This is a genomic window from Microbacterium sp. K24 (assembly GCF_004794465.1).
Lineage (GTDB): Bacteria > Actinomycetota > Actinomycetes > Actinomycetales > Microbacteriaceae > Microbacterium.
The window spans coordinates 12099-24766 of sequence record NZ_SSDJ01000111.1 but is presented as its reverse complement, the minus strand read 5'-3'; the positions used below and the strand labels follow the sequence as shown (position 1 = coordinate 24766).

Below are 12668 nucleotides of genomic sequence, written 5' to 3'. Positions count from 1 at the left end.
GGGTCGGATCGCGTTCGCACGCGTGAGACGACCTTCACACACCAGAGAAAGAGATCACATGAAGAAGATGCTTCTGACGGCGACAGCGATCGTCGCCGTGGGCGCGTTCGCCCTCACCGGCTGCTCATCGGAGCGCGGCGGAGACACCGGAGGCTCGGGGGAGGAGACCGCGAAGGGCTTCGCTGCAGACGCCACGATCGGTGTCGCACTCCCGGACAAGACCTCGGAGAACTGGGTCCTCGCCGGCAAGCTGTTCGAGGACGGTCTCGCCGAGGCCGGCTTCAAGGCCGACGTCCAGTACGCTCCCGCGTCGAACACGGTCGCCGAGCAGCAGAACCAGATCCAGGCCATGGTCACCAACGGCGCCAAGGTCATCATCATCGGTGCCAAGGACGGCAAGCAGCTGGCGACCCAGGTGCAGGCGGCAAAGGATGCCGGCGCCACCGTCATCGCCTACGACCGTCTGATCGAGAACACCGAGGCCGTCGACTACTACGCCGCCTTCGACAACTTCAAGGTCGGAAACCTTCAGGGTCAGGCTCTGCTCGACGGTCTCGCCGAGCGCGCGGGCCACGAGGCTCCGTACAACATCGAGCTGTTCTCGGGCTCGCCGGATGACGCCAACTCGGCGGTCTTCTTCGACGGTGCCATGGAGGTCCTGCAGCCGAAGATCGACGACGGCACGCTGAAGGTCGTCTCGGGTCAGACCGAGATCGCCCAGACGGCGACCGAGGGCTGGCTCGCCGAGAACGCGCAGAACCGCATGGACACCATCCTGACCGGTTCGTACAGCGGTGACACCGTCCTCGACGGCGTCCTCTCCCCGAACGACACCCTCGCCCGCGCCATCATCACCTCGGTGCAGCAGGCCGGCAAGCCGGTTCCGGTCGTCACGGGTCAGGACTCCGAGGTCGAGTCGGTCAAGTCGATCATGGAGGGCGTCCAGTACTCCACGATCAACAAGGACACCTCGCTCCTCGTCGCACAGGCCATCAAGATGGTCCAGCAGCTGCAGAAGGGCGAGGAGGTCGAGGTCAACGACACCGAGTCCTACGACAACGGCGCCAAGGTCGTCCCGGCGTACCTGCTCGACCCGGTGATCGTCACGAAGGAGAACGCGGCCGAGGCTTACGCCAACGTCCCGAGCCTCCTCGAGATCGTCAAGTCGTACCAGTAAGCACCTGTCCTCCTCGAGGACGCACGACTGTCCTCCGCGAGGACGCACGACGAGCCGTCCGGCCCCCTCTTTCGAGAATGGGGTCGGGCGGCTCGTCCGCGTTCGGCTTGCTGCGGGCATTCTCCGCGGCGACGGCGACGTGTCCGTGCTCCCGTGGGTGGAAGGACTCGTCTTCGCCTCAGTCGGGCACGACGGGCGGGTCAGAACGGCGCGGATGTCATCGCATGGCCGCCGAATCCCGTGGTCTCCGCGAACCTGACCGTGTTCTGCGCCGGCGGTTCGTCGATGTACATGCGACCCGTCGGGCTCGTCCATTCGAGAACTCCGCCTGGGCTCTGCCGGACGTGCCAGGGCGAGTGATGCTTCAGCATGTGATGCCGTCGGCAGAATGCTGCAAGGTTCTCGTGAGACGTGGCGCCACCTGTCGCGGCGGCGACGTTGTGATCGACATCGCATTTTCGTGCGACCAGGCCGCAGGTGGGGAACCGACATCGTTGGTCCCGAGCTCTGAGGTGTCGCCGGAGCTGCTCGCTGGGTCTGTAGCGGTCGACCGCGAGCGTGGCGCCGCTGCTCGGATGTGTGAAGACACGATCCCATCCGGCGACGATGCCGGCGAAGAAGCGGGCGGTCCAGGCATCAATGGGAATCGAGCCATCCAGTTCCGCCGGGGGAGAGCAGTGACCTGCGGCTGAGGTCGTCTCGCCGGTCATCAGAGACGACGCGGGCACGGTCACCTCGACCCGGGCGTGGATCTGGCCGAGCAGCCCGTCTTCGGTGTCGTGTCCGGCCGGGGTGCCGGTGAGGACGAGGTCCGCGAGCAGGTCGGCGCGCAGCTGATCGATCGTACGTTCGTCACGAACGCTGTCGGTCTGCTTGGCCGCCTTGGCGTTCTGCTCTTTGTGAGTGTGCGCCATCTGCGAGAGCCGATCGAACATGCCATGAACGAGTGCCGCGGGACCATGCATGCCGAGCTCGGCCATGCCGTCTTCGCCATCCTTCATCCACACTCGACGCTTCTCGCGTGCGTCGCGATGCCGCTCCGTCACGGTGCGCTTCTGATACTTCTCGGCGATGCGCCGGGCGATACGGCGCAGCCGGTTCGGCGACTCGACGGCGGCCACTTCCAGCACCTCCGCCGCGTAGGCCTCGCGATCGGCGGCATCGTCGAGATGAGCACCGGCGTCAACGATCACGCGCGAATGCGCGGCACTGATGCGGCCGGCACCTTGCGCATGCCAGACCAACGGGAACCGGTCCACCAGCCACGAGGCATCGGACATCCGCCGCTCGACCGTGCGGTCGCTCACGCGCTGGATCGCACCGATCTCGGCGGCCACAGAACGGATCGTCATGTCGCCGCCGTCAGGATGCCGACCCTCCTGGGCGATGTCGACCGCCAGGCGGCCGGCCAGCGCCAGCAGCCCGTCGCGCGCCGCTTGCATGCTGCTCAGTGTCGCCTCGGCCGCCGCCAACGACTCGACCAGATCGGCGAGCATCGCCATCTGGGAGTCCGTCGCATCGACCATCGCTTCCATGGCTTCAGTACATCACCGACCACCGACATTCGAAGATATGTTCGCATCGGGCGATGAGAGCGATGCGCGATACCGCTAGTCCCAGATCGGGTCGTCGGGGTCGGGCGAGTCCGTACCATCCGCGTCGGTCATGATGCGCGCCTCGGCGATCCACGACGTCAGCCGGTCGTCGTGGAGCATGTGCGGTCGCGGCGAGCCGAGAAGATCGGGGGTCGTCGCGACGTCCAGCGGTTGACCGCTCGCGAACACGACGACGTTGCTGAGCGGTCCCTCGTCGTCTGCGGGGTCGGCGTCGAGGACGACGGCGACGTGCGCGAACACGGTGCTCAGGGTGGCTGCCTGCCGCCGTGAATACTCGAAGGGATACCCATCGAGCAGGTTGACTGCCACGACTCCGTCGGCTGCGGAGCGTGCGGCGACCCGGGTGTAGAACTCCTGACTGGCCACACGATGGCGGATGACGGCGGCGTCCCAGAGATCGACGACGGTGAAGCGCGCATCCATCCAATCGGTGTCGACCGCGGTAGCGCCCGTCGTCGCGGCGCCGAGCACGGGGGAGAGGGTTCGCTCCTCGCCGACAAGCTCGGCGTCCGCGACCGCTCTCGCATCGCCGAAGATGACGCGCAGATCGGCGCCGGTGGGAAGGGGCAGCGCGGCGATCACTGCGGCGTACAGAGCAGGCTCGAACTCGACCACGAGCTGAGGGGACCCGGCACGGGTGGCCTCGACGTAGCGTGCCAGCGTGAGTGCTCCGGCTCCCAGATGCACAGTGAACAGCGGCTCGCCGGGCTCGGCCGCGGCATCGATCGCTCTGGCGATGTGCTGGATGTAGGGGTATTCGAGCGCGGTGGGCTCGGTCATCGAGACGACGGACTGCGGAATCCCGTCGACGCTGAGCTCGTAGCGACCGGGGCGTCTCTTCGACTCCATCAGCTTCGCCTGGCGATTGTCGAGCGAGAGCGAGAACACCCGGCGATTCCTTGGCACCCGTCGATCTTAGGTCCTGCCCGCACGACTACCCTGGAGAGGACATGGCACATCTTCTCGGGGCCGAAGGCCTCCACCTCGAATATCCGACCAGGGTCGTCTTCGACTCCGTCACCCTCGGCATCGAGGAGGGCGACCGCATCGGCATCGTCGGACGCAACGGCGACGGCAAGTCCAGCCTCCTCGGCATGCTCGCAGGCACCAAGCAGCCGAATGCCGGACGCGTCACCGTGCGCGGCGGCATCCGGATCGGCGTGCTCGACCAGGCCGACACGCTCGCCGACGACGTCACGATCAGTCAGGCCGTCGTCGGAGACATGCCCGAGTACGAGTGGGCCGGCGACGCCCGCGTCCGCGACGTGATCGAGGGGCTCCTGAAGGACCTGCCGTGGGATGCCGAGATCGGCTCGCTCAGCGGCGGTCAGCGCCGCCGGGTCTCGCTCGCGAAGCTGCTCGCGGGGGACTGGGACGTCATCGCGCTCGACGAGCCCACGAACCACCTCGACGTGGAGGCGATCACCTGGCTCGCCGGGCACCTCAAGCGTCGGTGGAGCGCGAACTCCGGGGCGCTCCTGGTCGTGACCCACGACCGGTGGTTCCTCGATGAGATCTGCACCGAGACCTGGGAGGTGCACGACCGCCTCGTCGAGCCCTTCGAAGGCGGATACGCCGCGTACATCCTGCAGCGCGTCGAGCGCGACCGGATGAACGCGACGATCGAGGCGAAGCGTCAGAACCTCGCCCGCAAGGAGCTGGCCTGGCTGCGTCGCGGCGCGCCCGCCCGCACCGCCAAGCCGAAGTTCCGCATCGATGCCGCGAACGAGCTCATCGCCGACGTGCCCGAGATCCGCGACAAGGTGTCGCTGCAGTCGCTGGCCGTGTCGCGACTCGGAAAGGACGTCGTCGACCTGCTCGACGTCGGCGTGACATACCCCCGCACCGACGGCGGCACCCGCGAGGTGCTGCGCGACATCGAGTGGCGCATCGCGCCGGGCGAGCGCACCGGCATCCTCGGTGTGAACGGCGCGGGGAAGTCGACGCTTCTCGGCCTGATCGCCGGCACCGTCGAACCGACGGTCGGCACGGTCAAGCGCGGCAAGACCGTGATCGTCAAGACGCTCACGCAGCGCCTGGACGAACTGGAGGATGTGCGTCGGGAGCCGGTCCGCGTCGTGATCTCGCGCCTGCGCACCTCGTACACGCTCGGCTCGGGATCGAAGGCGCAGGACCTCACGCCCGGCCAGCTGCTCGAGCGTCTCGGTTTCGACTCCGCTCAGCTCTCGACTCCGGTGAAGGACCTCTCCGGAGGTCAGCAGCGCCGCCTGCAGCTGCTGCTCGTGCTGCTCGACCAGCCGAACGTGCTGATCCTCGACGAGCCCACCAACGACCTCGACACCGACATGCTCGCCGCGATCGAGGACCTCCTGGACTCCTGGTCGGGCACGCTGCTCGTCGTCAGCCATGACCGGTACTTCCTGGAGCGGGTCACCGACCAGCAGTACGCGGTCCTCGACGGCCACCTCCGCCACCTTCCCGGCGGCGTGGACGAGTACCTGCGACTGCGGCACCTGCAGGATGCCGCTCCGACGAAGTCGCAGACCGCGACGAACACGACGAAGAAGTCCGCGGGTCTCGACGGGGCTGCTCTGCGCACGGCTCAGAAGGAGATCTCCGCGCTCGAGCGTCGGATCGAGAAGCTCACGCAGCAGATCAACAAGGCGAAGAACGCGCTCGCCGAGCACGACCAGTCCGACTACGAGGGCATCGCCGACAAGATGAAGGCGATCGCCGACACGCAGGCCGAGATCGAGGAGCTGGAGCTGCGCTGGTTCGAGCTCACCGAGGAACTGGACTGATCACGACGACGATCGGACGGTGATCGCTGCCGGCGGCGTCGGTGATCACCGACATCCCGCGCACCTCCCAGGCCGATCCGACCAGGACGTGATCGATGGGCGCACCGAGCCAGGGCGGAGCGGCTGCCGGCCAGGTGCCGTCGGCGGCTGCACCTGTCTCGAGCGCGGCATCCCGGCATCCGTCGAGTGACGTGCCGAGGTGATCGACCGTGGCGTTGAGGTCGCCGACGATCACGACGTCAGGGTCGGCGCAGCGATCGGCGACCCACTCGAGCCCGCCGCGCCAGTCGTCGAACATGCCGGGCAGCGGCGGAAGCGGATGCGCGGCCACGATGCGCGGACCGGAGCCGTCGACGGGCTCCCACACGGCGCTCGGGAGGTTCGGAGTGGAACCCGCACCCTCGTCGATCCGGTAGTCGCCCAGCTCGTCTGCGATCAGCAGCGAGGTGGGGATGTCCGAGTCGCCCTCAGGGCCACGCGTCGTGTGGGCGGTCATCGTCATTCCTTCGAGAGCGATGAGCCGGGCGACCTCGGCCACCGCTGCCTCATCCGTCTCGGGGAGGCTCAGGATGTCGGCATCCGTCTCGATCACCAGCCGGGCGATCGACGGCGGTGACACCGCCCCGCCGAGGGTGTTCCAGGCGACGACCGTCAGTTCGCCGGCACCGGCCTTCGCTGCAGGCATCCCGCCGCCGCCGCGCGCGAAGGCGACACCGGCGTTCGCCGCCGAGGCCGCGATGAGCAGCACGGCCAGAGCTGCGGCGACCGACCAGCGCCGCCGCGCCCGCGCGATGACCGCGAAGACGAGCCCTGCGACCAGCAGCGCGATCGCCAGCCCCGCGCGGAACGAGATCAGCTGCGCGATGCCCGGGAGACGTTCGGCCGACAGCGCCTGCGGCCACGAGAGCAGCAGGGCGATCGGGGCGCCGACGACGGCCGTGAGCACGAATCCCCGCCGTCCGCCTTGCCGGCGCGGGAGATCCGGGCCCGGTGCGCTCGCCGTCGTCATCCGATTCCCCCTCGATCACGTGCGGTGTTCGACCCCAGCTTCGTCGACGAAGATCGAGAGAACCTGACCGTCGAGAGGCGATGAGGAATATCCTTCTCCCACAGCTGTTGGGAGGTAGAGATGGAAGGCCTCGAAGTAACTGTCCTGCTCGGACTCACGATTCTTGTCGGAACCCTGATCGCCCCGCGCGTGCGCCTCGCGCTGCCCCTCGTCCTCGTCATCTTCGGGCTGCTGCTCGGCTTCGTGCCGCAGCTGCGCGAGGTGCAGCTGCCGCCGGAGACCGTGCTGCTGCTGTTCCTGCCGGTGATCCTGTTCTGGGAGAGCCTGACGACCTCTCTGCGCTCGATCCGCCGCGACTTCCGCTACATCCTGCCGATGAGCACGGTGCTGGTCGTGGCATCCGCCTTCGCCGTCGCGGGTATCGCGGTGCTCTTCGGGATGCCGTGGGAGATCGCACTGATCCTCGGGGCGGCTGTCGCACCGCCCGACGCCACCGCCGTCGCCGCTCTCGGTCGGCTGCTGCCGCGCCGCTCCTTCATGAAGTTGAAGGCCGAGAGTCTCACGAACGACGGCACGGCCCTCGTGCTGTACGCCATCGCCGTATCGGTCGCGCTCGGCGGTCAGATCACCCCGCTGTCGGTCACCTGGGATGTGCTGGTGTCGTACATCGGCGGCGTCGCGGCCGGAGCCGCCGTCGCGGCCCTCGGCTACCTGCTGCTGAGTCGCACCGGGTCGACCATCGTCATCAACGTGGCACTGCTGCTGATCCCGTTCTCGGCGTTCCTTGCGGCGGAGATCGTGCACGCATCGGGAGTGCTCGCCGTCGTGGTGGCGGGCCTCGTCGTCGCGTACATCTCGCCGCGGGTGACGACCGCGTCGTCCCGGCGCCAGGCGGATGCCGCGTGGCCCTTCGGCGTCTTCCTCCTGAACGGCGCCCTGTTCGTGCTCATCGGCCTCGAGGTGCAGTACGTCGCTCACGAGATCTCGGCTGCGGCGATCGGACGGCTGGTGCTCATCACGCTCTCGGTGTGGGCGACTCTGCTGGTGGTGCGCTACCTCTTCCAGCTGCTGAACGTGCCGTTCCAGGGGCGTCCGGCGTCACCGCTGCCGCGGGGCGTGAGATCACGCGCGCGTGTCGTGTCGACCGTCGCCGGCATGCGCGGCGCCGTGTCGCTCGCGATCGCCCTCTCCGTGCCCGCATCGATCAGCGGGGGCGGCGACGTCTCGGGGCGCGACGAGATCGTCTTCGTCACAGCGGGCGTGATCATGCTCAGCCTGCTGGTGCAGGCGCCGCTGCTGCCGATGATCGTGCGCTGGGCGCGTTTCCCCGTCGACCATGCCGAGGACGAGGAGTACGAGCTCGCCGAGCGCGCGATCTCGGGCGCGGCACTCGCCGCCCTCGACGACCTCGCGGCCGAGCACGGCGTGGGTCAGGAGGTCCGCGACCGGGTCCGCGCCGAGGGCTACCAGATGCTGGAGTTCGAGAACGCCCGCTCGCTCGCGCGGGAACAGGCGCTCATCGACGCCGAGGCCGACGCTCTCGACGACCTTCTCGACGAGCCCGATCCCCTCGGCATCGGCGGTGTCGACACCACTCCTCCCGTCATGCCGAGCTCGGGCGGGGGAGCGGATGCCGTCGACGGCTCGGTCCTGCAGATCATCGCGACGTCGGCCGACGTCGATCTCGCGCAGCGCTCGCCGCTGATCCGGCACGAGGAGCACACGCGCCTCAAGCTCGCCCTCATCGACCGCAAGCGCGAAGTGCTGCTCGGGCTCCGCTCGGCGGGCACGGTCGACGACGTCGTCGTGCGTCGGATCTCTGCACGGCTCGACCTCGAACAGGTGCGTCTGCAGGGCATCGAAGAGTTCGACTGACCCGCACCCTCCGAGGCTGTGACGTCGTGTGACGGACGATTCCGCGCGCGCCCACGAGCCTGCCTAACGTATTCGAGTCCCCCCAAGAGAGAAAGCACTCCCATGTCACGTCGCACCACCTCCGTCATCGCTGCGCTCGCCGCGATCCCGCTCTTCGTCGCCCTCGCCGGATGCGCCACCGCCTCCGCAGGATCCGACTCCGACGGCGGTGAATCCCCCGAGAACAAGGTCGTCAAGATCGGCATCGTCGGCAAGGGCGACGCGCAGTGGGAGCCCTTCGTCGAGGCCGCAGCGGAAGAGGGCATCACGGTCGAGCTGGTCGACTTCGGCTCCTACGAGCAGCCCAACCCCGCGCTCACCGAGGGCGAGGTCGACCTCAACCAGTTCCAGCACATCGTGTACCTCGCGGAGTACAACGTGAACTCCGGTGAGGACCTCACGCCGATCGGCTCCACCGCCATCTACCCGCTGGGTCTGTACTCCACGAAGTACGACGACGTGAAGGACATCGAGAAGGGCGAGACCGTCGCCGTCCCCGATGACGCGTCGAACCAGGCCCGTGCGCTGAACGTGCTGCAGCAGGCCGGTCTCGTCGAGCTCAAGAGCGGCGGCACCCCCTACTCCGACCTCGCGGACATCGACACCGAGAAGTCCAAGGTGCAGGTCAAGGCCCTCGAAGCCGCCCTCACCCCGACCTCCCTCCCCGACGTCGCCGCCGCGATCATCAACAACGACTTCGTGAAGGACGCCGGTCTCACGTTCGAGGATGCGCTGGCCACCGACGATGTCGAAGACCCGAAGTCGCTGCCCTACGTGAACGTGTTCGCCGCGCGCGCCGAAGACGCCGACAACGAGACGTACCTCAAGCTCGTCGAGATCTTCCAGACCGACGAGGCCGTGCAGGCGGGCCTCGCGGAGTCGTCCGGCGGCACCGCGCTCTCGCTGCAGACCCCGGTGAAGGACCTCGTCGAGTCGCTGAAGACGGTCCAGAAGGACGCCGAAGAGAACAAGTGAGCGCAGGCGGGAGCCATCCCGCCTGATGCGCGAGAATCGGGTGACGCGTGTGCGTCACCCGATTCTCATTCCCCGAGAGAACCAGACCGGAGAAGCACATGCCGATCGTGAGCCTGACCAACGTGTCGAAGGCCTACCCTTCACGGAATCCCGGAGACGGCGAGATCGTCGCGGTCGACGACGTGACGCTCGAGATCGAGAAGGGCGACGTCTTCGGCATCATCGGATACTCCGGTGCCGGCAAGTCGACGCTCGTGCGCCTGATCAACGCTCTGGAGCCGGCGACCTCCGGCAGCATCCTCGTCGACGGCGTCGACATCACCTCCCTCAAGGAGAGCGAGCTCCGCCGCATCCGCGGGGGGATCGGCATGATCTTCCAGCAGTTCAACCTCTTCTCCTCCCGGAGCGTCAAGGCCAACATCGCCTACCCGCTCACGCTCGCCGGATGGACGAAGGCCGACATCGAGGCCAGGGTCACCGAACTGCTGTCGTTCGTCGGACTCTCCGACAAGGCGAAGGCGTATCCCGAGCAGCTCTCCGGAGGCCAGAAGCAGCGCGTCGGCATCGCCCGCGCCCTCGCCACGGGCCCCGCCATCCTGCTCGCCGATGAGGCGACCAGCGCCCTCGACCCGCAGACGACCCACGAGGTGCTCGACCTTCTCAAGCGCGTGAACCAGGAGCAGGGCGTGACGATCGTCGTGATCACGCACGAGATGGACGTCATCCAGACCATCGCGACGAAGGTCGCCGTGATGGAGCGCGGCCGGGTCATCGAGCAGGGCGACGTGTTCGACGTGTTCTCGGCCCCGCAGAACCCGGCGTCGCAGCGCTTCGTCGGCACCGTCGTCAAGGGCATCCCGTCGCCGGCGGAACTGGCCGTGCTGCGCGAGCGTCATCAGGGCCGCATCGTCACGTTCTCGTTCCGCGACGGCGACTCCTCCCAGGCGCAGGTGTTCCTCGACCTCGCGAGCGCGGGCCTCGACTTCGAACTCGTGTTCGGCGGCATCAACGACATCCGCGGGCGCGCCTTCGGGCACCTCACGCTCGCCATCCGCGGGGAGGACGCGGCGATCGACAGCGCACTCGCGGCGATCGGCGACCGCGTCGAAGTCACCGAGATCGCCGGAGAGGAGGCCCGCTGATGGACCGTCTGATCGAACTCGGACCGGAGTTCTGGCAAGCAGCCCTCGAGACCCTCTACATGACCTCGTTCGCGCTGGTCCTCGGCGGCGTGCTCGGCCTCGTGATCGGCATCATCCTGTACGTCACCCGGCCGGGAGGTCTGGTGCAGAACGCGTTCGTCTCGACGATCGCGAACCTCGCCGTCAACTTCTTCCGTCCGATCCCGTTCGTGATCTTCATGGCCGTGGCGCAGCCGTTCGCCCGTGCGGTGGTCGGCGTCGGCATCGGCACGACGGCGGGTGCCTTCATCATCGGTCTCGCTGCGGCGTTCGCGATCGGACGCATCGTCGAGCAGCACCTGGTGTCGGTCTCGCCGGGTGTCATCGAGGCAGCACGGTCGATGGGCGCCGGCCCCTGGCGGATCCTCTTCACGGTCGCCATCCCGGAATCGCTCGGGCCGCTCATCCTCGGGTACACGTTCATCGTCGTCGCCCTCATCGACATGACAGCGATGGCCGGACTCATCGGCGGCGGCGGCCTCGGTGCCTTCGCGCAGATCTACGGCTTCCGGCAGTTCGAGCCGGTCGTGATGTGGGCCGCGATCGTCCTGATCGTCGTGTTCGTGCATTTCGTGCAGCTGCTCGGCACGAAGCTCGCCCGAAAGATCATGCGCCGCTGACGGGCGCCTCGGCCAGCACCCTCCGCGTGGTGAACACGCGATCCTCGCCGCTCAGCGGATCGACGAACCGCAGCTCGCGCGCGAGCAGCTGCAGCGGACGGGAGTAGTCGTCCGGCCCGTCCTCCTGCAGCGTCGGGTAGAAGCGGTCGTTGAGGATGCCGAGGCCGATGGCGGCGAGATGCACGCGCAGCTGATGCATCTTGCCGCTGTGCGGGCGCAGCAGGGTGTGCACCACCCGCTCGTCGGCGTCGATCACCTCGATGAGCGTCTCGGCGTTCGGTTCGCGCTCGTCGTCGACCTCGACGCGCACCTGAGCGCGGAGCTTCTCGATGTGGTTGCGGTAGACGAGAGGGAAGCGGGATTCGTCCCAGTCATCCGGGCGAGCGGAGACGGCCTCGTACACCTTCTGCACCTGCCGGTTCTCGAAGAGGAGCTGGTAGGCGCCGCGGGTCGCGGGGCGCACCGCGAACATCAGCAGTCCGGCGGTCGCGCGATCGAGGCGGTGGATCGGCGCGAGGTCGGGGTTGCCCAGACGGTTGCGCAGTCGCACCAGCGCGGAGTTCTGCAGGAACTTGCCTCCCGGCGTCGTCGGGAGGAAGTGCGGCTTGTCGACGACGACGAGGTGATCGTCCTCGTACAGGATCTCCTCGGTGAACGGAATCGTCTGCTCCGCGGGCGGTTCGCGGTAGTACCAGACGAACTCGACGGTGCCGAGAGCGGCATCTCGGGCCACCGCCGACCCGTCGCCCGTCACGATCTCGCCCCGATCGAATCGCTGCAGCAGCTGCTCCGGGTCGAGGTGGAAGAAGCGCTCGACCATGTAGGCCGCGACCGTGGGCCACGGCCCGCTCATCGGCACATGCAGCCGTGTCGCGCCCACGCCGTCGCGCATCGGCAGGGGAGAGGGCATGCCCATCAGGAGTCGAAGCTGAGACTCAGCTTGCGCAGGAGTCCGGCCAGGCGTTCGCGGTCGCCACGGGAGAGGGCACGGAGCAGATCGGCCTCGACATCGACGAGGCGGGTGATCGCGGCATCCACCCGCGTGCGGCCGTCTTCCGTCAGCGTGACGAGCACGCTCCTGCCGTCGCCCGGATCCGCTTCTCGGCGCACCAGCCGGCGCGCGACGAGCCGGTCGATGCGGTTCGTCATGGTGCCGCTCGACACCAGCGTCTGCTGGAGGAGCTGCTTGGGCGAGAGCTGGAACGGGGTGCCCGCGCGGCGCAGGGCGGAGAGCACGTCCCACTCCCAGGGCTCGAGGTCGCTGCGGCGGAACACGTCGCGACGGGCGCGATCGAGATGCCGGGAGAGGCGATCCATCCGGGACAGCACCTCGAGCGGGGAGAAGTCGAGGTCGGGGCGCTGCGTGTTCCACGCGCCGACGATGCGGTCGACCTCATCCTCTTCACTCATCCGC

The 12668-nt window shown here is 68.0% G+C and carries 11 protein-coding genes; 6 read left to right on the top strand and 5 right to left on the bottom strand.

Annotation, left to right across the window (positions count from 1 at the left end; translation table 11 throughout):
- The first annotated feature begins 58 nt into the window (after window positions 1-58).
- Entirely contained in the window at window positions 59-1177 is a 1119-nt protein-coding gene (locus DW306_RS10810) for a sugar-binding protein (RefSeq protein ID WP_136055603.1), read from the top strand.
- Window positions 1178-1377: 200 nt separating this feature from the next.
- Here DW306_RS10810 and DW306_RS10805 read toward each other — a convergent pair whose 3' ends face one another.
- Complete coding sequence (locus DW306_RS10805; protein ID WP_136055602.1) at window positions 1378-2712, bottom strand: HNH endonuclease signature motif containing protein; 1335 nt, start codon at window positions 2710-2712, stop codon at window positions 1378-1380.
- Window positions 2713-2787: 75 nt separating this feature from the next.
- Window positions 2788-3699: a spermine synthase gene (locus tag DW306_RS10800; RefSeq protein WP_136055601.1), complete on the bottom strand. Its 912-nt coding sequence runs from the start codon at window positions 3697-3699 to the stop codon at window positions 2788-2790.
- Window positions 3700-3743: 44 nt separating this feature from the next.
- Here DW306_RS10800 and DW306_RS10795 point away from each other — a divergent pair, with 44 nt between their 5' ends.
- Window positions 3744-5555, top strand: a complete 1812-nt coding sequence (locus tag DW306_RS10795) for an ABC-F family ATP-binding cassette domain-containing protein (RefSeq protein WP_136055600.1) — start codon at window positions 3744-3746, stop codon at window positions 5553-5555.
- Here DW306_RS10795 and DW306_RS10790 read toward each other — a convergent pair.
- Window positions 5536-6564 carry an endonuclease/exonuclease/phosphatase family protein gene (locus tag DW306_RS10790; protein ID WP_136055599.1) on the bottom strand — a complete coding sequence of 343 codons (1029 nt, stop codon included), beginning with the start codon at window positions 6562-6564 and terminating at the stop codon, window positions 5536-5538. The genes DW306_RS10795 and DW306_RS10790 overlap by 20 nt on opposite strands.
- A gap of 120 nt (window positions 6565-6684) precedes the next feature.
- Between DW306_RS10790 and DW306_RS10785 the strand changes: the two genes are divergently transcribed.
- The 4 genes from DW306_RS10785 (at window position 6685) to DW306_RS10770 (ending at window position 11254) form a co-directional block, all read left to right on the top strand.
- On the top strand, window positions 6685-8439 hold the full coding sequence (locus DW306_RS10785; protein ID WP_136055598.1) for a Na+/H+ antiporter: 1755 nt from the start codon (window positions 6685-6687) through the stop codon (window positions 8437-8439).
- 102 nt (window positions 8440-8541) lie between these two features.
- Window positions 8542-9453 carry a MetQ/NlpA family ABC transporter substrate-binding protein gene (locus tag DW306_RS10780; RefSeq protein ID WP_136055597.1) on the top strand — a complete coding sequence of 304 codons (912 nt, stop codon included), beginning with the start codon at window positions 8542-8544 and terminating at the stop codon, window positions 9451-9453.
- A 98-nt stretch (window positions 9454-9551) separates the two neighbouring features.
- Window positions 9552-10595, top strand: a complete 1044-nt coding sequence (locus tag DW306_RS10775; protein WP_136055596.1) for a methionine ABC transporter ATP-binding protein — start codon at window positions 9552-9554, stop codon at window positions 10593-10595.
- Window positions 10595-11254 (top strand): ABC transporter permease subunit, encoded by a 660-nt coding sequence (locus DW306_RS10770; RefSeq protein WP_116636444.1) that lies wholly within the window; start codon window positions 10595-10597, stop codon window positions 11252-11254. The genes DW306_RS10775 and DW306_RS10770 overlap by 1 nt, the downstream gene beginning before the upstream one ends.
- Here the strand turns inward: DW306_RS10770 and DW306_RS10765 are convergent.
- Together DW306_RS10765 and DW306_RS10760 are read right to left on the bottom strand one after the other, a co-directional pair.
- Window positions 11241-12164: a pseudouridine synthase gene (locus DW306_RS10765; RefSeq protein ID WP_205814145.1), complete on the bottom strand. Its 924-nt coding sequence runs from the start codon at window positions 12162-12164 to the stop codon at window positions 11241-11243. The two genes, DW306_RS10770 and DW306_RS10765, sit on opposite strands and share 14 nt — an antisense overlap.
- Before the next feature lie 5 nt (window positions 12165-12169).
- Entirely contained in the window at window positions 12170-12664 is a 495-nt protein-coding gene (locus DW306_RS10760; protein ID WP_136055594.1) for a MarR family transcriptional regulator, read from the bottom strand.
- Window positions 12665-12668 lie beyond the last annotated feature (4 nt).